This window comes from Maricaulis sp. (assembly GCF_048269565.1).
GTDB lineage: Bacteria > Pseudomonadota > Alphaproteobacteria > Caulobacterales > Maricaulaceae > Maricaulis.
Genome location: NZ_JBLXIK010000002.1, coordinates 259,883 through 278,763, shown reverse-complemented (window position 1 = coordinate 278,763; position 18,881 = coordinate 259,883). Strand labels below are relative to the sequence as shown.

Here is an 18,881-nt window from a genome sequence, read left to right as displayed (position 1 = left end):
GCTGCGTCTCGACTCATGGGGCCGGGAGCCTTATGTAGCCGGCTTCGACGGACACGGGTCCGCGGATGGGTAAGCGATCATGAATTCCTGGGATGTCATCATTATCGGCGGCGGTCATGCCGGCTGCGAAGCGGCGTCAGCCTCGGCGCGCCTTGGCGCCCGCACACTCCTGCTGACCCACAAGCTCGAGACGATTGGCGAAATGTCGTGTAACCCCGCGATCGGCGGTCTCGGGAAAGGGCATCTGGTCCGGGAAGTGGACGCCCTGGACGGGGTGATGGCGCGGGTGGCGGATGCGTCCGGGATTCAGTTCCGCCTGCTCAATCGCTCCAAGGGTCCGGCCGTGCGGGGCCCTCGCACGCAATCGGATCGCAAGCTCTATCGCGAGGCGATGCAGGCGGTTCTCGGCCAGGCACCGAATTTGGAAATCCGGGCCGCGCCGGTTGAGGACCTGATCCTTGATGAGGGGCGCTGTGTCGGCGTTGTCGATGCGGCTGGCCAGAACTATCGGGCCGGCAGTGTTGTGTTGACCACCGGCACCTTTCTGCGCGGCATGATCCACCGTGGCCAGGAGCGAATTCCCGCCGGCCGCGTCGATGAGAAACCATCAATTGGCCTGGCCGAGACCTTGTATGGGCTGGGCCTGCGGATGGGGCGCCTGAAGACCGGGACGCCGGCGCGCCTGCGCAAATCCTCGATCGCCTGGGACAGTCTCGACCAGCAGGCGGCTGATGATGTGCCGGTGCCATTTTCGTTTCTGACTGACCGGATCACCGTGCCGCAGATCAGTTGCGCCATCACCCACACCACCGAGGCGACGCACCGTATCATTGCCGATAATCTTGAGCAGTCGGCGGTCTATAGCGGCTCCATCGCCGGCCGCGGCCCGCGCTATTGCCCGTCCATCGAGGACAAGGTGGTGCGTTTTGCCGATCGCTCCGAGCACCAGATCTTCCTGGAGCCGGAAGGACTGGATGATGACACGGTTTATCCCAACGGGATTTCGACCTCGATGCCGGACACTGTACAGGATGCGTTCCTGCGCACCATTCCGGGTCTGGAACAGGTTGAGGTCAAGCGCTTCGGCTATGCAATTGAATATGACTACGTCGATCCTCGTGAGCTCGACGCGACCCTGCAGGCCCGCGTCGTGCCCGGCCTGTGGCTGGCCGGTCAGATCAATGGCACGACGGGCTATGAAGAGGCGGCGGCCCAGGGGCTGGTGGCCGGCTTTAATGCCGCGTTGTCAGCAGGTGGCAGCGCGCCGTTTATCCTTAGTCGCTCCGAGGCCTATATCGGGGTGATGATTGATGATCTGATCACGCGCGGCGTTAGCGAGCCCTATCGCATGTTCACGTCGCGGGCCGAATACCGGCTGATTCTGCGCGCCGATAATGCCGATCAACGCCTGACCCCGAAGGCGATCGAGCTTGGCGCCGCTTCGGCCATGCGCCGCGATATGTTTCACGTGAAACAGCAACGGCTCGATCAGGCGCGGGCGCAGATCGCCACGCTCGACATCACGCCAAACGAAGCTCAGCGCCATGGCTTGTCAGTCAATTCCGACGGGCGCCGCCGCAATGCCGCTGACCTGCTCGCCTATCCCGACATCAATTGGGCTGACGTTACGCGGGTTTGGCCTGAGTTGGCGCAATACGATGGCGCCGTCGCCGAGCAAATGGAAATTGACGCGGTCTATGCCGGTTATCTTGACCGGCAACAGGCCGACATCCTGGCCTTCCGCCGCGATGAGGCTGTGCGCATTCCTGCCGATCTCGATTATGCAGCGGTTGGTGGTTTGTCCAATGAAGCGCGCGAACGCCTCAACGCCTCGCGTCCTGACACGCTGGGCCAGGCCGCGCGGCTCGAAGGTGTCACGCCGGGCGCCCTGACGGCGGTGCTTGCCCATGTCAAACGCCAGAACAAAGAGGCCAGTTGATTGACCCGCGACGAGTTTGAGACTGCCACCGGTGTTTCACGTGAAACAGCCGAGGGGTTCGACCGCTGGCGTGAGCTGTTGGTCGAGGCCAATTCCCATACCAATCTCGTCGGGCGCTCGACGCTGGAGGATTTCTGGGAACGCCATGCCCTCGATAGCCTGCAATTGCTGCAGCTGATCCCGTCCGATACGAAGCGGATTGCCGATCTGGGCGCCGGCGCCGGCTTTCCCGGTCTGGCCCTGGCCCTGGCCTTCCGCGACCGGGGTATGGGTGTCCACGTGGTGATGATCGATTCGGTCGCCAAGAAGACGGCTTTCCTCAACCGCGTCATCGCCGAACTCGGCGTTGACGCCGAGGCGCGCGCAACCCGGGTCGAGAAGATGGATCCCGCTGAGGGGTTCCAGGTCGTCACGGCGCGCGCGTTCGCACCGCTGAATAAATTATTGGGTTTTGCTGCCCCCTTGTTGAAAAACGGGGTTGTCGGCCTGTTTTTCAAGGGTCGGCACTACCGTGATGAATTGACCGAAGCGCGTAAACACTGGACATTCGAATGCGAAGTCATACCCAGTCAGACCGGCGATGGTGTGATCCTGCGCATCAGTGAGGTACAACGTGTCCGATGATGTCCTGCGCCAAGGCGCGCCCCGGGTAGTCGCGATCGCCAATCAGAAGGGCGGAGTCGGCAAGACGACAACCGCTATCAATCTGGGCACGGCACTCGCAGCAGTGAAGCAGAAGGTCCTGATCATCGATCTCGATCCCCAGGGCAATGCTTCCACCGGACTGGGCGTGCCGCCGGCGCGCCGCACCACCACCTCCTTCGATGTTCTGGTCGGAAATGTGCCCTTACGCGATGCCTTGGTGTCGACCCTGGTGCCCGGATTGTCGATTCTGCCGTCGGATGTCCTCCTGTCAGGAGCAGAGCTGGAGCTCGCAACGGACCAGGGCCGCTCCTACCGGCTCAAACGAGCTGTCGACCAGTATTTTCAGGCCTTGCGGCATGATTCAGACGGCTTCGACTATATCCTGATCGATTGCCCGCCCTCGCTGAACGTCCTGACAGTCAATGCCATGACGGCGGCTGATTCCATCTTGGTGCCACTGCAATGTGAATTCTTCGCGCTTGAAGGGCTGACCCAGCTTATTCGTACGGTGGAGCGTGTTCGCGGCCATCTCAATGCCAAGCTCGAGATCCAGGGCATTGTCCTGACAATGTATGATTCCCGGAATAATCTCTCTGCCGAGGTGGCGGCCGATGTCCGCGGGCATTTTGGCGACAAGGTCTACAAAACGGTCATTCCCCGCAATGTGCGGGTTTCGGAAGCCCCCTCCGTAGGCAAGCCTGTCCTGCTCTATGATCTCGCCTGTTCCGGCTCGCAGGCCTATCTCGGGCTTGCCCGTGAAATCGTCCGGCAGGAACGCAGTCGCAGCCGCCAGAAACAGGGTGAAGTCGCATGAGTGGACCCGACAAGAATCGCCGTCTCGGCCGCGGGCTTTCAGCCCTGCTCGGCGAGACCGAAGGTGAGGCCTATGAAGCCGCGCCAGCCGCGGCCGACCAGGCGCGGCCATCGCGCGATGGCGTTCGCATGCTGCCGATCGAACTGATCCGTGCCAATCCCGACCAGCCCCGCAAGGCAATGGGTGAGGCAGAGCTAGAAGCGCTTTCCGCCTCTATCGCCGAGAAGGGCATTGTTCAACCCATCCTGGTGCGGCCGGTCGCGGGCGCGTCTGAAAGCTATGAGATTGTTGCCGGAGAGCGGCGCTGGCGCGCGGCGCAACGGGCGCGTCTGCATGAGGTCCCGGCGCTCGTCCGTGAGCTTTCGGACCAGGAAACGCTGGAAATCGGCATCGTCGAAAACGTGCAGCGTGCCGATCTCAATCCGGTCGAAGAGGCCCAAGCCTACCGCCAATTGATTGATCGCTATGGTCACACCCAGGAAGATGTAGCACGCGCCGTCTCCAAGAGCCGCAGCCATGTTGCCAATACGGTGCGCCTGCTCTCGCTTCCCGCCACGGTCCTGACATTTTTGGCTGATGGCCGGATATCGGCCGGCCATGCCCGCGCCATTGCTGCTGCACCAGAGCCGGAAAAACTGGCCCAACTGATTGTTGATCAAGGGCTTTCTGTGCGCGATGCCGAGCGTTTGGCACGCCCCAAACCGGAGCATGAGCCCGGTGGGCGCCGTCCCGCTCCAGCTTCGGCAACCGCTGACAAAGATGCTGACACACGGTCGCTTGAAGCTGACATCTCGGCGCGTCTGGGTCTGGATGTTGATATCCGGCATGGCAGTGATGGCGGGGAGATCCGCGTGCACTATAAAACGCTGGAACAGCTCGACGATGTCTGCCGGCGGCTCAGCTCCGCCGAGCACTAACGCCATCAGGCCCGCATTCGCGCCGCGCCCCGCGCCAGGCGCAGCAGGAGATCACCGACCAAGGTATCGACCGGGCTGGCGGCACGTTTGACCGCGCGTTCGGCATCAAACGCCAATTGCCGCGCCGCATCGAGCCGGCGTCCGCGCCACATCTTCATCTGCCCGCGGAACTGGGCCGCCTGTGGACCGTAGCGCGGCGCACCGCTGCGGGTAATGGCCAAGTCGTCGCCGCCCGCCGCGGCCACCGATCCAAGCTGGTCGAGCCGGCGCTGCAAGGCGCGCAGGACACCGACGGCGCTGGTGCCGCCAGCTAGGGCGCGGACATAGGCGCTGTCGGCGACAGCCATATTGCCGTCGAGCACCGGCCCGATAATCGCGTCGAGCGCGGCATCGCCCTGATCCGCCGCGATCATTTCGACATCACCGATATCGACGACATCATCGCCCTCGGGCCGCTGCGACTTCAAGCCTTTGAACAGGATGAGCTTTTCAATTTCGCTGCGGGCAAAGGCGCGATCCCCTTCCAGCCGAGGCAGCCAGGCCATTCTCGCTGCGGCCGTCAGGCTCAGCCCCTCATCGGCGAGCATTTTGGCTGCAAGATCGGCGAGTGACTGAGCTGAATCGGCGTAACAGGCTACGGCCATTGCGGTTTTGGCGGGCTCAAACAGCTTTCGAAGCTTGCCACGCGGCGTGAGATCGCCGGATTCAACCATCAGGCAGGCTTCGGCCTGGGCCTGACCCTTCTCCAGCGCTGTCACCAGTTCCAGAATCGGCCCACTGCCGGTTTCGCCGCTCAGACGAACCCGCACCAGACGGGCGCCTCCGGTCAGGGACATCGCGGCCATTGCATCGGCGAGTGACGCCGGGTCGGCCCGGAGATCTTCCTCGGTTAACTGGGTAACCGCGAAGGGGTCGTCGGGATCGGGAACCAGGGCAGCGGCCAGCGTATCGGCGCGTTCATGCACCAGGCCGCGATCGGGGCCGAAGATCAGATAGGCCTTGAGAGCCGGGTCAGGACGCGCAAGTCGCGCATCCACATCGCGTGGCGATGGTTTTACCACGTGTCCCTGTCCTGCATCGCGCGGGCGAGCTGGGTGATGATGCGGTCCGCTGCCAGATCAAGCGCCCGGTCCTCGGCATCGGTCTCCGACGACAGCGCGCCGTAAACTCCCGCTGGTACATCATAGGAGGCGCTGCTGCTGGCCCGGCCTGTCGCGACCGGGTCAATTCCGCCTTCGCGGTATAATTGCCAGTTGACGCGGACGCTCACTGCATAACGGCTTGCAATCGCGTCGGCGCCGACGCCAAACGGGGTAGACCTCACGGTGGTGGTGGCGCGCAGCGTATATGGGCCGTCGGCCGCGCGCGCGCCCATGCCGTCGAGCAGCGCTTCCTGGAGATAATAGTCAACGCGTTCGCGTCCTGTCTCGACCCGGATGTCCGCAAGGCCGGCGGCAACACCACCCGTGGCATACATCGGTGTGAAGCCGCAGGCTGAGAGCCCGGCGGTCAGCAGGAAGGCGAGGGCAGTGGCAGCAAGACGCAAAGGGCGCATATCTCTATCCAGCGACGATGTTCACGATGCGATCAGGCACCACGATGACTTTGCGTATCGTAAGCCCTTCCAGCGAGCGCGCCACCCCTTCTTCGGAAATCGCGATTTCCCTGACCTTCTCCTGATCGAGGCCCTTGCTCACACGGATCTCGCCGCGGCGCTTGCCATTGACCTGGACCGGCAGCACCAGCTCGTTTTCCACCAGCAGGGTAAGGTCGGCCACCGGCCATGGTGCGTCGATGATCAGACCTTCGCCACCCAGGCCTTGCCAGCATTCTTCCGCCAGATGCGGAATGAAGGGCGAAATCAGTCGGGCAAGGATACCAAGGCTTTCGGCGCGCGCCGCGACCATGCCGTCCCCGCCGTCTTCGGCCTTGCGCAGCGCATTGACGAGGTCGTGGATCTGCGCGACCGCGGAATTGAAGCGGAAACCTTCGATCGCCTCGGTAACGCCCTTCAGGGTCTTGTGAGCGCTTTTGCGCAGCGCCAGGGCATCGCCTTCAGCGCCGGATGCCACAGCTAGCGGCCCCGGTGCGCCTTCGGGCAATGAGGTCATGACCGTCCACAGACGCTGGATAAAGCGCCAGACGCCCTCGACACCGCTATCGGTGTATTCGACATCGCGTTCAGGCGGCGAGTCGGACAGGACGAACCAGCGCACCGCATCGGCGCCAAAATCCTCCACGAAGGCGTCGAGATCGACGACATTCTTCTTGGACTTCGACATCTTCTCGATACCGCCAATCGTGACCGGCTTGCCGGTGGCGATTTCCGTGGCGCTGTCATGCTTGCGATCGACTTCTTCGGGCGAGAGCCAGCGGCCATCACCGGATTTGAAGGTTTCATGCGTGACCATGCCCTGGGTAAACAGGCCGGCGAAGGGCTCGCCGCTGTCCATGTTCAGCAGATCGGTATCATTGAGGGCCCGGGTGAAGAAGCGCGCATAGAGCAGGTGGAGAATCGCGTGCTCGATCCCGCCGACATACTGGTCGACCGGCATCCAGTGGGCCGCTTCGGCGGCATCAAACGGCTTGTTCTCGCTCCAGGGCGAGGTGAAGCGCAGGAAATACCAGGACGAGCAGACAAAGGTGTCGAGTGTGTCGGTCTCCCGGCGCGCCGGCTTGCCGCAGGACGGGCAGGTTGTGTGCTTCCAGGTCGGATGGCGCTCGAGCGGGTTGCTCGGTTCGTCGAAGGTGACGTCTTCGGGCAATTCGACCGGCAACTGGTCTTCCGGTACCGGGACGACACCGCAATCATCGCAATGGATGATTGGAATCGGGCAGCCCCAATAGCGTTGGCGCGAGACCAGCCAGTCGCGCAGACGATAGCTGGTCGCACCCTTGCCGAGACCCAGGGACTCAAGCTCTTCGATCGCGCGGTTCAGCGCGGCTTCTGTGCTCAAACCATCCAGGAAGCGCGAATTGAAGATCGTGCCGGGGCCGGTATAGGCCTCGTCGTCGATCTCATAGCTGTTGGCGTCCGCGCCTGCGGGCAGGACAACCGGATTGACGGCAAGGTCGTATTTGCGGGCGAAATCGAGGTCGCGCTGATCGCCGGCCGGTGAGCCGAAAATCGCGCCCGTCCCATAGGATGAGAGCACGAAATTCGCTGACCAGACAGGCAGTTCCCATGATTCATCGAAGGGATGACGTACCGTGATACCGAGATCAACGCCGCGTTTTGGTGCCTTCTCGATATCCTCGGCCGTTGTCCCCATCCGCGCGCATTCGCGCATGAAGAGGTCGACCTCAGGATTGTCCTCGGCGATCTTGCGCACGATGGGATGATCGGGTGCGAGAGCCAGAAAGCTGGCACCGAACAGTGTGTCCGGACGGGTGGTAAAGACGTCGACGGTGGCGCCGAACTGATTGGCAATATCGGCATCAGTCAGCGGAAAGCTCACCGTCGCACCGCGGGAACGGCCAATCCAGTTGGCCTGCATGGTACGGACTTTTTCCGGCCAGCGATCCAGCGTGTCGAGCGCATCGGTCAGTTCGTCGGCGTAGCGGGTAATCTTGAAGAACCACTGATCCAGCTCGCGCTGGACGACGAGGGCGCCAGAGCGCCAGCCGCGCCCATCGATCACCTGTTCATTGGCCAGCACGGTCTGGTCGACGGGATCCCAATTGACCTTGGCGGTCTTGCGATAGACCAGGTCCTTCTCGAGGAATTTCAGGAAGATCGCCTGCTGGTGCCGATAATAGGACGGGTCGCAGGTTGCGAATTCGCGGCTCCAGTCGAGCGCCAGGCCGAGGCGCTGCAGCTGGCCACGCATCACATCGATATTGGCGTGGGTCCATTTTCCCGGGTGAACGCCGCGATCGCGCGCCGCATTCTCGGCCGGCAGGCCAAAGGCATCCCAGCCCATCGGGTGCAGGACGTCAAAGCCGCGGGCCCGCTTGTAGCGGGCAATGACGTCGCCCATCGTGTAATTGCGCGAGTGCCCGACATGGATGCGCCCTGACGGATAGGGAAACATCTCCAGCACATAGTATTTGGGTTTGCCGTTCTGAGCCTTGGGCCCGCCCGCGCGGAAGCAGTCACGCTCCGCCCAAGCCGCCTGCCACTTTGGCTCGGCTTCACGTGGATTGTATCGGCTCATAGACTTGCTCGCAGCGTTCGACCGCCTGTCCGGCGCCCTAATCTTCCAGTCGCGCAATGCGGAGCTGGCGAGCCCGGGTCAGGATAGCGTTTTCAATTTCGTAGGAGGTTTGCGGGTCGGTCTCGGCATCGATCCAGCCACCATCTGCCTCGCGGACTTGGCGGAACACATTGACCGCAAGGCCATCGGCACGCAGGCGCGTATCAAGGATATAGACGGTCAGCTTGAAGCGCTCGGAGGTCATTTGCGGGTTCGCATACCAGTCCGTGATGATGACGCCGCCGAACGGGTCGACCTCGGAGAGCGGCATGAAGCTGATCGTGTCGAGGCTGGCACGCCACAGATAACCGTTGACGCCAATACCTTCAGGCGCGACCGGCTGATTGCTGCGCAGCGGGTTCGGCAAGCGAAAACCGGACGAGCGCTGCGAGGAAGCAGCTTCCGGAGAGGCTTCGCTGCCGCTGGTGGAGCAGGCCGGGAGAAACAGGAGGGCGGCGAGCAGGGCCGCGCCAAGGATCCGACTGTCGGACATGTGCCGTAACTCCTTCAATGCAAAAACGGCGAAAACACTTCCCTCACACCAGAAACTTGTGGGCTCGGGGGTATCGAGAATGTGTGTATAACACGCCATCTTGCTCGCGCCAGCGCCGAAAGGCACCCATGTGAGCGTGGCAAGACTGCAACATGTGACGAGGAACCCTCGCCGGAAAGGTGGCGGACGCTTGACCATAGCCGGTCTGTCGCCTCCATTAACACCGCGACGTCCGGGGGGACGGGGCCGATCGGCGGGGCCGCGAGGTATGATACGGACTTTCAGCGCGATACTTGTCGCCGCTTTGTCCGGTAGCCTCGCGGGCCCGCCGGCTTTGGCCCAGATGGCTCAATCCCCGGATTTATCATCCCGAAGCTCCGCACAACCCGCCAGCGGCTTCCAGCCGGAACTGCGGCTCGACATCGGTAGTGCCTGGCTTGCCGGGATTGATGCTGCACCATCATCCGATTTTCTCTTTGACCTTGATGCCGAGCTGCAGCTCGAAACCTATACGGACTCAGGGCGCCGCTGGGGTTTCGTCCTGGGAGGCCGGGTCGAGCAGGATTCCGGTCGCCGGGCCTGGGGTGGCCGGGTTGGCGATTGTCCGCCCGGCCTGGCTGATTGTGCCTCCACATTAGTCGCAGGCACCGCGCGCGCGGTCCGGGCCGGCAGTTCCGGCTTCCAGTCAGCAACCGCCGGTGCCAGTGACACGACGCGGGTCGCGCTCCAGTCCGGATATGGTTATGTGGATATCGGTTGGGGTGAGCTCCGCGCCGGATATGGTTCTGGTGCTGCGGTGCTGGATGCCGAGCGCGGGCCGACGGCCTTCCGTCTGAGCCGCGCCGACGGCGGCCGTGTCGATCTGACAGGCCTGAGCGGCGCCCGGACCATCAATCTGAGCTCGGGCTATTCGCCCAAGCTTGTGTTTCACTCCATCGCGCTGGGACAGGCCTCCACGATCGGCTCTTTCCGGTTCGCCACATCCTTCACTCCCCGTGTGCGCGATTGCGGTGTTGACCATTGTGCCTGGGGCGACGGACCCGCCGGCCTGGTCAGCCCTGTGTTCGATGATGTCTGGGAAATCGGTGCCCGCTATGACATACGTCGCGGCGATAACGCCTTCGCCATCAGCCTGGGGGCAAGCGAAGGCAGCGAGGCGACGGGGCTGGCCGGCTTTTCCGGTATCAGCACTCGCGATGCGGGCTTCTCCTGGAGCCGTGGAGCGCTGAGTGCCGGCGCGCGCTGGCTGCGGAGCAATAACGGCATTGCTGCGGACGGTTCCTATGAGGCCTGGTCGATCTCCACCGCCTGGGAACAGGGCCCGTGGCTGACCTCGCTTGAACTGGCGCGCTTCAGTGATGACCTCGTTCACGTCGACGGGCAGACCGTCCAGCTCAGCAGTTCGCGGCTCGTTGGCGAGCGCTGGGTGGTTGGCGGCGGCGTACAGGCCTCGACCCGCGACGATCCGGTGTTGACGCCCGCCGGGCGCGATGAAATCCGGCTCGAGGGGGCGGCTATTTTCGCCGAGCTCGGCTGGCAGTTTTGACATATCCGCCACAGCTGGCGAGATTCTTTTTCGGCCTCGGCAGAATCCGCTTGGGGAGTCGTTTGCCTTTGGCTAGTCTCACGAACCGAGGGAGTGTAGTTCCATGTCCAAGTGGGGAAATTGCCGGGGCCTGTTGGCCAAGACCGTGATCGCTGGTTCGATCGCAACGGCAATGCTGAGCCTTGCGCCAGCCGCCCAAGCCCAGGACACATCGGACACCGCTCAACCGGTCGTTCAGGCGCCATCCCAGGGTGCGCTCACCGATGCGCCCGGCGTCGAGACGCCCTGGTATGAGGCCTTCACCCTGTCGATGAATGAGCGAATGCTCCCTGGTCTCGACATGGAAACCACCGTTGACTGGGAATCGCCCGGCGGCCGCTGGGGCGTCCGTGTCGGCATCCAGGATGGGTCCGATGTCCGCAGCGACGTCAATGACCTCAGCGCCGGTGCATTCATCAATCTGGGCGAGCGTTTCCGCCTTGGCGGCCAGGTTCGCCTGATCTCGCCTGAAGACCCGATTTTCCGCCTGACCGACAGTGATGAACGTCAGCCCGAGATCAAGTTTGAATCGGCTTTGCGTTTCTAGTCGTCTGACAAGGCGCCGACGCAGGCCAATCCCGCAAACCCCAATCCACACAGCCGACGGCCCGTGCGCGCATTGACGCCGCCGAGCGGGAAGAGCGGTATCTCCACACTTTGTGCCAGCGCGGCCGCGGCGAATATCCCGCGCGGCCGTCCGGCTGTCGCACTTTTGCTGGCAAAGACCGTCGAATAAAACACTGCATCTATTCCGGCCAGCCGGGCGCGTTGTGCGGCGGCAGCCGAATGTGCGGATGCGGTGAAGGGGCGCCGGTCGCCGCGCATGCGTCGTGAGGCGGCGGCGCCCAGCATCCGTTCGGGCCAGTGAATGCCATGGGCATCGACACGGTCAGCAAGCCGGACATCACCGGAGACAAACAGCAACAGGCCGCATTCATCCGCGATGCGGGCCAGCGTCAGTGCGGTTTCGAACCGGTCGGCGGCTCCGTAATGGCGATAGACCAGCCCGGTGCCGGGCGTGAGTGCCCGGGCATAGGCAATCGGGTCCGGGGTTCGGGCCGGGTCTGTCAGCGCGAACAGTGCCGGCAGATCGCAGCTCCGCCTGCCGCGAACCCGCTTGGCCAGTCTTGCCAAGCCGGGCTGTGCATCATATGGCCGCGTCATGGAAAAATCTCCGGATATCGCGGCACGCCGCACCCACTTGCTCGCACAGCTTGCGGCTGCCGCGCAACAGGCCGGACGCAATCCGTCCGATATTACCCTCGTCGCCGTCTCGAAACGCCAGCCCGACGCAGCCTTGGTCGCAGCGCTCGAGGCTGGTCAGCGTGTTTTCGGTGAAAACCGTGTCCAGGAGGCCTACGCCCACTGGGGTGACCGCCGTGCCGCCTTTCCGGATCTGCAATTGCGCCTGATCGGGCCGCTGCAGAGCAACAAGGCGCACGAGGCCGTGGAGCTGTTCGATGTCATCGAAACGCTCGATCGCGATAAGCTGGCGCTTGCTCTGCGCAACGCAATGACGGCCAGCGGTCGCACGCCTCGGCTTCTGGTCCAGGTTAATACGGGCGAAGAACCGCAAAAGGCCGGGATCGCTCCGGTCGAACTGCCCGGCTTTCTGGCTCGCATGCGCGATGAGCATGGTCTGGTAATCGATGGCCTGATGTGTATTCCGCCGACGGCCGAGCCGGCCGGGCTGCATTTTGCCCTGCTCGCCAAGCTCGCCCGTGAGAACGGGCTGCGCGAACTGTCGATGGGGATGAGCGCCGATTTCGAGACCGCGATTGCGCTTGGAGCCAGTTCGGTGCGAATCGGCACCGCTTTTTTCGGTGACCGGCCCTAGGGCTCGATTACGAGTGCGTCGCCGGGTTTCGCCAGGGCCAGCAAGCGTTTCACATCGGTCGGGTCGAGTGCAACACAGCCCTCGGTCGGTTCATAATCCCCGCGCTTGCAGTGCAGGAAGATCGCCGATCCGGCACCGGGAACGGGCGGATCGTCATTATGGCCCAGCACCAGGACCAGGTCGTAGAGGCCGTCCTCACGCAAAAGTGTTTCATGCGACGCCGGATAAGGCAGTCGGACCGGGCGGTTATAGGCCGGGTCGGCGGGATCGTCGCACCAGCCATCATCAGCGTGGATTTCCCGGCAGGGCAAATCTGTCCCGGGCACCGGCATGCGGTCGGACCGGTACAGCACGCGGCGCAGGCGATAACGGCCCGTGGGTGTGGCGCCATCGCCTTCCTGCTTGAGGTTTGCGGCACATATGCCGGAGCGGCCGAGGGCGGCGCGGACGCGCTGACCGTCCAGCTCCAGCGAGCCTGATGCGGAAACGATCCAGTCCATGACAACAACCTGGGCATTGCCGGATGGTCGGCGAGGGACGCCTGTTTCATGGCATGAAGCCATGTCTGGCGTCCCCTTCGCCTTCCCCACCACGGCTGGGTGTCCGGAGACCGGACTCCCGCCTGTAGAAGCAATTTTCGGGCCATAAATCAAGCGTTTGACACAAGGCCTGCCACAGCGAACCCGGCAAAAATTGCCCGGTTACCCTTGCCGGCCGGTAGTATTTGCCTTGTGTCGCGAAATCGGCATGATCGGCGATATGAGCTCAAAGAAATCAATCCTGATCATCGATGACGACGATGATCTGCGCGAAGCCTTGGTCGAACAATTCGATTTGCACGAGGAATTCCAGACCCTGGCGGCCGGTTCCGCCGGCGCGGGCATGTCGGTGGCGCGTGACCAGCGGGCGGACCTGATCCTTCTGGATGTCGATCTGCCCGATATGGATGGCCGCGATGCCTGCCGTCTGATGCGCAAGAACGGTATCACGGCGCCAATCGTGATGCTCACCGGTCAGAATACCGATTCCGACCAGATTCTTGGCCTCGAATCGGGTGCCAATGACTACGTCACCAAACCCTTCAAGTTTTCCGTACTGCTGGCGCGGGTGCGGGCGCATCTGCGCAGTCACGAGCAGAGCGAGGACGCTGTCTTCCAGGTCGGCCCGTACGAGTTCCGCCCGGCGATGAAGCTCTTGCTGACGGCGGACCAGAAAAAAGTCCGGCTGACGGAGAAAGAGACCAATATCCTCAAATACCTCTATCGCGCCGGCGCCAAGGCTGTGCCGCGCGAGGAGCTGTTGCACGAGGTCTGGGGCTATAATCCGGCGGTCACCACCCACACGCTGGAAACCCATATCTACCGGCTGCGCCAGAAGATTGAACCTGATCCCTCGCACGCACGCCTGCTTGTCACCGAGAGCGGCGGTTACCGGCTGGCCCACTGAACGGCGGGCCTCGCCGGTGTGACAAGGTCTAGGCCTGCAATGTCAGCACGACAGGAGCATGGTCGGACGGCTTTTCCCAGCTGCGGACATGATCCCAGACCCTGAGCGCCTCGCGGCCACCGGCGACGGCCTGGTCGTGCAGCTCCGGAGAGACCCAGATATGGTCGAGACGGCGGCCTCGATTCGCAGCCTTCCAGTCTTTCGCGCGATAGCTCCACCAGGTGTAGATTTTCTCGTCCAGCGGGATCAGTTCACGGGCGACATCGCTGAACTGGCCGGCAAGCCGGATCCGTTCCAGTGCATCCACTTCGCCCGGGGTGTGGCTGACGACCTTGAGCAATTGCTTGTGTGACCAGACGTCATGCTCATAGGGCGCGATGTTGAAATCGCCGACCAGGATGAGCGGAGTCTTTTCTGTCGCGCGCCGGGTAAAATAGGCCTCGAGCTTGTCGAGGAATTCCATCTTGTGGGCGAAACGCGGATTGATCGCCGGGTCCGGCTCGTCGCCACCGGCCGGGATGTAGAAATTGTGCAGTTCAAAACCGGCGACGCCAACGCGCTGATGCCGCGCCTCTGACCTTGGACACAGATCCTCGTCGGGCAAATCCTCAAGCGGCAGTTTCGAGGCGATCGCAACCCCGTGCATGCCCTTCTGCCCGCGGATGTGAAAATGCCGGAACCCCATTTCCCGAAAGGCCTCTTCCGGGAATTGCTCGCTCAGGCATTTGATCTCTTGCAGGCACAAAATGTCGGGATCGGCCTCTGCCACCCAGGCCGCCACGCTGGGCGCGCGCAGGCGCACGGAATTGATGTTCCAGGTGGCAATGGAAATACCGCTCATGGCTGTGTTCTTTCGTCCCGACGATCAGAGAATATTATAGCTGGCACCGGCCAGACCGACCGGCCAGCGGCCGCGGGCGAACAGGCGCCAGCGTGCGAGGAAGGGGTGTGGCGGCTCATCGTCCTCGGCCTCGGCCAGGATGACCAGTGCGGCGCCATTGGCTGCCTGCGCCAGTGCGCCCGCAGCGGCGTGGACAAGTTCCATGTCCTCGATATCGTCCATGGAGGCGGCTTCCTCAACGGCATCGCGCGACGATTCATGTGTCTTGCTGCCGACCTGGGACAGGGCCACGTTGACGGCGTCCTCGTCGAGCCGCTCGAGGACGCGGCTGATGAGCCCGGCCCGCAGCATTTCCTCGGCTTCCCAGCCGACCGGGTCACGGTCGAGACTTTCGGCGGCGGTCGCCGCTTCGCTCCAGTCCGACAGCAGGGCCGGCTCGGCTTCCGGAAAGCCAAGGCCATCGAGATAGGCGCGGGCCAGGGTGCGATCACGCGGGTCGAGCGGCTCGCCGAGTCTGGCGAACCAGGTATTGGCGTTGAGGCTCTCGGCAAAGGCGCGCGCCTTGTAGAGCAGAGGGATTTCCTCGAGCAGACGTGTGAAATCCACGTCGTCGGAATTGTCGTGAAATTGCATGCGTGCTGTTTAACGCCCAATCGGCCGCCTGCACAGGGGAAATGCGGATCATGGCGGGGGCCGAAATGAAAGGCGCCCGGTCCCAAGGGGGGGGAGACCGGGCGCCGAGCTGTGCGCGAATTTTTCATCGTCGCAGCGCCGGGAGGGGATCAGACCGGCGCGACTGAGGTGAGGATCCGCAAGCGGGGGGACGAAGCCGATCCCTTATCTCTCAGTCAGCGTAGTAATAACGACACGGCTGGAAAAAATATACAAATAAAATATTAGAAAGGTGTTGCCTGTGGTCAAAATGTCGCAGGTGTCAGCGCCGTCCGCGCCGGGAATCGCGCTCGGCTTGCGGGTCAGGTATCGCAAACAGTCGCGGGTTTAGCGCGATACCGGTTTCGGTTTCCAGCAGGCTGACCCGTGTCACCTCGCCCAGGGCATCGGTGACGAACCATTCGCGCAATTCCAGCTCCGGTCCGGCGAACAGGAACTCGATCTCGCCGTCCATTTCACCATCCGGATCGCGCACGACCACCGACAGGAATCCGTATTCACTACGGATATCGATGATTTCTGCATCGGTGGCGATATCGATATCCGCCTTCAGCAGCCACCAGAGCGGGGTTGAGCGCAGGGGCGCCCGGTCAACCGTCTCAAGCGCGCGATCCTCGAGCGCCACGGTGGTGCCATCGGCAATCACCCGGATCGGGGACGGGTCGTCATATTCGAACAGGAGCCGGCCCGGCCGCGACATCGACAACAGGCCGCGTGTGGCACTGCCGTTCGGCGCGATCTGGATGAAGCGGGCACGAAGGGTGGTGATCGCGTTGAGATAGGTGTTGACGTCGGCAATAGCCGCCTCGCGATCAAACGCGGCCGGCTCCGCTTGCAGGGTCGCTGGCGGCGTTTGCGCGGATGCAGGCTCAGGCAACGCGTCGGCCGCCGGAGTCGTGGCCTGCAGGAGCAGGGCGGAAATCAGGTGCGTGATCATGGCGCCAAGCTGCCGTGAGATTGCGGCGCGAGCAAGGCTTTGATGTTCATTCCCGGCTCAGGCGGCATTGTGCTCGGGAAGATAGATTTCGCGCCGCCCGGCATGGTCGGACGGGCCGACCATGCCCTCGTCTTCCATGCGCTCAACCAAGGTGGCGGCGCGGTTATATCCGATCTGCAGCCGTCGCTGGATATAGCTGGTCGAGCATTTGCGGTCGCGGGCAACAAGAGCCACGGCTTGGTCAAACAGCGCGTCACCACTGCTGGCCTCGCCGTCGAGCCCGAGCGCGCCGCTGTCGCCATCTTCGCTGTCGGCGGTGACGGCCTCGAGATATTCCGGCGCCCCCTGTTTCTTGAGATAGGCGGCGACTTCCTCGACCTCGGTGTCGGACACGAACGGGCCGTGGAGGCGCCGCAGGCGTCCGCCGCCGGCCATGTAGAGGAGATCCCCCATGCCGAGCAGCTGTTCAGCACCCTGCTCGCCCAGGATGGTCCGGCTGTCGATCTTGGAGGTGACGGAATAGGAAATCCGGGTCGGGAAATTGGCCTTGATCGTACCGGTGATGACGTCAACCGAGGGGCGCTGGGTGGCCATCACGACATGGATGCCGGCAGCGCGCGCCATCTGCGCCAGGCGCTGAACGGCGGCCTCGATCTCCTTGCCGGCGACCATCATCAGATCGGCCATCTCGTCGATAACCACGACGATATACGGCATTTTCTCGGCCTGGATGATCTCGGTCTCGAAAATCGGTTCGCCGCTTTCGCGGTCATAGCCGGTCTGGACCGTGCGCGAGAGCGGTTCGCCACTGGCGGTCGCGGCGGCAACGCGTTCATTGAAGCCGGCGACATTGCGCACACCGATCTTCGACATGCGCAGATAGCGGCTTTCCATCTCGCGCACTGCCCATTTCAGCGCCACGATCGCCTTCTTTGGATCTGTCACGACGGGCGTCAGCAGATGTGGAATGCCGTCATAGACCGACAATTCGAGCATCTTCGGATCAATCATGATCATGCGGCAATCTTCCGGCGGCAGCCGGTAGAGCAGTGACAGGATCATGGCATTGATGCCGACCGATTTCCCGGACCCGGTGGTCCCGGCGATCAGCAGGTGCGGCATGCGCGCCAGGTCGGCAACGAAAGGCTCGCCGCCAATGGTCTCGCCGAGCGCCATCGGCAATTCGGCCTTGCTGTCCTCGAACACTTTCGAGTTCAGCAGCGCGCGCAGGAACACGGTTTCACGCTTTGGATTGGGCAATTCAATCCCGATCGCATTGCGCCCCGGTACGACGGCGACGCGGGCGGCGGTTGTGCTCATCGAGCGCGCGATGTCGTCAGCCAGATTGATTACCCGTGAGGATTTCACGCCGGGCGCCGGCTCGAATTCATACAGGGTAACCACGGGGCCGGGTCGCACCTGGACGATCTCGCCCTTGACCCCGAAATCAGTGAGCACGCCCTGCAACAGCACGGCATTCTGGCGCAGAGACAACTCGTCGACGGCAGCATTGCGTGCCTGCGGCTTGGCCAGAAGGTCGAGGCGCGGCAGTTTGAAGCCGCTCGACTTGACGAATGGCAGGGCGCCCTGGGCCTCGCGGCTGTCGCGGCCCGAGGCCGAGGCGCGGCGGGTGGGCGCGACCTTGACGCTGGAACTGAAGGCAGGCTCCGGGGCATCGTCAAATGCGGCCTCATCCTCATCGGAGAGCTCGCTATCGGCGGCGCGCATGGCACGGCGCAGCACCGGCTCTTCGCGCCGCGGCATCTCCCGATCATCCGGGCGGCTGCCGGCATCACTCAGCAACCGGCCTAGCGACAGTCCGTGGCCCCGCAGCGAATCGAACCAGACCCGCGCTGTCGCCCAGGCCAGTCCGGCCGCGTCATAGGCAGCCGAAAGGTCGCGCGAGCGCAGCCCGAAGGTGAAGAATATCCCGGCCACAGCGAAGACAAGGCCGAGCGTTGCGGCGATGCCCGTTGCCGCGGGCAGGTCGACCGAGGCCGGCAGGCTGCGCAGGCCGCCCAGCATCATGTCGCCGATCGCACCGCCCAGCCCGCTGGCAAAGGGCCAGGCATTGGGTACAGGCAGGGCGCTGGCAGCGGCGGCAAAACCGAATGTGCCGATGGCCGCGGCGAGCCAGCGCCAGGCAGCAATGCTGCCCGGCCGGCGGCGCGGGCGTCGCAGTACGAGAATGCCACCCCAGATGATCAGCGCGATCGCGGGCCCAGCCGCTGACCAGCCGAGGGATTGCAGCATGAGATCGCTCGTTCCGGCCCCGGGCACGCCCATCAGATTGCGCACCTCGCCGGCGGCCGAGACATTCCAGCTCGGATCGAGCGCGTTATGGCTCAGCAGGGAGGCAAGCAGGAAGCCGCCACCGGCCAGCATCACGACACCGAGCAGGAGGTCGGAGGTCCGTGCCAGCCAGATCCGGTCTGGCTGCGGTGCCAGGTCATCGGTTTCTACAGTCGCGCGTTTGGTCATGCCCCGGTTTAGCGCGGCAAGGGTATCCGGGTGGTAAACAGAGGTTAATGCGGCTGCGGCGCGATGCCCGCTTTCCCG

18 protein-coding genes are annotated in these 18,881 nt (G+C 63.4%); 8 read left to right on the top strand and 10 right to left on the bottom strand.

Annotated elements, in window-relative coordinates; all coding sequences use genetic code 11:
- The first annotated feature begins 79 nt into the window (after positions 1-79).
- The 4 genes from mnmG to ACN0YL_RS04820 are packed head-to-tail and all read left to right on the top strand — an operon-like array spanning position 80 to position 4,315.
- Positions 80-1,939, top strand: a complete 1,860-nt coding sequence (gene mnmG / locus ACN0YL_RS04835) for a tRNA uridine-5-carboxymethylaminomethyl(34) synthesis enzyme MnmG (protein WP_417497222.1) — start codon at positions 80-82, stop codon at positions 1,937-1,939.
- On the top strand, positions 1,940-2,563 hold the full coding sequence (gene rsmG / locus ACN0YL_RS04830; protein WP_417497221.1) for a 16S rRNA (guanine(527)-N(7))-methyltransferase RsmG: 624 nt from the start codon (positions 1,940-1,942) through the stop codon (positions 2,561-2,563). It begins immediately after the preceding gene.
- A gap of 4 nt (positions 2,564-2,567) precedes the next feature.
- Entirely contained in the window at positions 2,568-3,398 is an 831-nt protein-coding gene (locus ACN0YL_RS04825) for a ParA family protein (RefSeq protein WP_417497456.1), read from the top strand.
- A complete protein-coding gene (locus ACN0YL_RS04820) occupies positions 3,395-4,315 on the top strand; it encodes a ParB/RepB/Spo0J family partition protein (protein WP_417490184.1) in 921 nt (306 codons plus the stop codon). The genes ACN0YL_RS04825 and ACN0YL_RS04820 overlap by 4 nt, the downstream gene beginning before the upstream one ends.
- Before the next feature lie 5 nt (positions 4,316-4,320).
- On the opposite strand, the gene holA is transcribed toward ACN0YL_RS04820, so the two are convergent.
- From holA to ACN0YL_RS04800, 4 genes are read right to left on the bottom strand one after another with little or no spacing between them, the layout of a single operon-like run.
- Positions 4,321-5,376 carry a DNA polymerase III subunit delta gene (holA, locus tag ACN0YL_RS04815; protein WP_417497220.1) on the bottom strand — a complete coding sequence of 352 codons (1,056 nt, stop codon included), beginning with the start codon at positions 5,374-5,376 and terminating at the stop codon, positions 4,321-4,323.
- Positions 5,370-5,870 (bottom strand): LPS assembly lipoprotein LptE, encoded by a 501-nt coding sequence (lptE, locus tag ACN0YL_RS04810; protein ID WP_417497219.1) that lies wholly within the window; start codon positions 5,868-5,870, stop codon positions 5,370-5,372. The genes holA and lptE overlap by 7 nt, the downstream gene beginning before the upstream one ends.
- 4 nt (positions 5,871-5,874) lie before the next feature.
- On the bottom strand, positions 5,875-8,472 hold the full coding sequence (leuS, locus tag ACN0YL_RS04805) for a leucine--tRNA ligase (RefSeq protein WP_417497218.1): 2,598 nt from the start codon (positions 8,470-8,472) through the stop codon (positions 5,875-5,877).
- A gap of 37 nt (positions 8,473-8,509) precedes the next feature.
- Positions 8,510-9,004, bottom strand: coding sequence for a DUF3576 domain-containing protein (locus ACN0YL_RS04800; protein WP_417497217.1), 495 nt, complete (start codon positions 9,002-9,004; stop codon positions 8,510-8,512).
- Between the two features lie 343 nt (positions 9,005-9,347).
- On the opposite strand from ACN0YL_RS04800, the gene ACN0YL_RS04795 reads away from it, so the two are divergent.
- A complete protein-coding gene (locus ACN0YL_RS04795; protein WP_417497216.1) occupies positions 9,348-10,550 on the top strand; it encodes a hypothetical protein in 1,203 nt (400 codons plus the stop codon).
- A gap of 103 nt (positions 10,551-10,653) precedes the next feature.
- On the top strand, positions 10,654-11,136 hold the full coding sequence (locus tag ACN0YL_RS04790; RefSeq protein ID WP_417497215.1) for an NtrZ family periplasmic regulatory protein: 483 nt from the start codon (positions 10,654-10,656) through the stop codon (positions 11,134-11,136).
- Here the strand turns inward: ACN0YL_RS04790 and ACN0YL_RS04785 are convergent.
- The gene (locus ACN0YL_RS04785) at positions 11,133-11,753 is read right to left on the bottom strand and encodes a thiamine phosphate synthase (protein ID WP_417497214.1); all 621 of its coding nucleotides are present in this window, start codon (positions 11,751-11,753) and stop codon (positions 11,133-11,135) included. The genes ACN0YL_RS04790 and ACN0YL_RS04785 overlap by 4 nt on opposite strands.
- Here ACN0YL_RS04785 and ACN0YL_RS04780 point away from each other — a divergent pair.
- Positions 11,752-12,426: a YggS family pyridoxal phosphate-dependent enzyme gene (locus ACN0YL_RS04780; RefSeq protein WP_417497213.1), complete on the top strand. Its 675-nt coding sequence runs from the start codon at positions 11,752-11,754 to the stop codon at positions 12,424-12,426. The two genes, ACN0YL_RS04785 and ACN0YL_RS04780, sit on opposite strands and share 2 nt — an antisense overlap.
- On the opposite strand, the gene ACN0YL_RS04775 is transcribed toward ACN0YL_RS04780, so the two are convergent.
- On the bottom strand, positions 12,423-12,926 hold the full coding sequence (locus tag ACN0YL_RS04775; protein WP_417497212.1) for a L,D-transpeptidase family protein: 504 nt from the start codon (positions 12,924-12,926) through the stop codon (positions 12,423-12,425). The two genes, ACN0YL_RS04780 and ACN0YL_RS04775, sit on opposite strands and share 4 nt — an antisense overlap.
- A gap of 259 nt (positions 12,927-13,185) precedes the next feature.
- Here ACN0YL_RS04775 and ACN0YL_RS04770 point away from each other — a divergent pair, with 259 nt between their 5' ends.
- Positions 13,186-13,872, top strand: coding sequence for a response regulator transcription factor (locus tag ACN0YL_RS04770; protein WP_417469321.1), 687 nt, complete (start codon positions 13,186-13,188; stop codon positions 13,870-13,872).
- Positions 13,873-13,900: 28 nt separating this feature from the next.
- On the opposite strand, the gene xth is transcribed toward ACN0YL_RS04770, so the two are convergent.
- The 4 genes from xth to ACN0YL_RS04750 form a co-directional block, all read right to left on the bottom strand.
- Positions 13,901-14,713: an exodeoxyribonuclease III gene (gene xth, locus ACN0YL_RS04765; protein WP_417497211.1), complete on the bottom strand. Its 813-nt coding sequence runs from the start codon at positions 14,711-14,713 to the stop codon at positions 13,901-13,903.
- A 24-nt stretch (positions 14,714-14,737) separates the two neighbouring features.
- A complete protein-coding gene (locus tag ACN0YL_RS04760; protein ID WP_417492139.1) occupies positions 14,738-15,319 on the bottom strand; it encodes a hypothetical protein in 582 nt (193 codons plus the stop codon).
- Positions 15,320-15,647: 328 nt separating this feature from the next.
- A complete protein-coding gene (locus ACN0YL_RS04755; RefSeq protein ID WP_417497210.1) occupies positions 15,648-16,322 on the bottom strand; it encodes a LolA family protein in 675 nt (224 codons plus the stop codon).
- A 57-nt stretch (positions 16,323-16,379) separates the two neighbouring features.
- Positions 16,380-18,803 (bottom strand): DNA translocase FtsK, encoded by a 2,424-nt coding sequence (locus ACN0YL_RS04750; RefSeq protein ID WP_417497209.1) that lies wholly within the window; start codon positions 18,801-18,803, stop codon positions 16,380-16,382.
- Positions 18,804-18,881 lie beyond the last annotated feature (78 nt).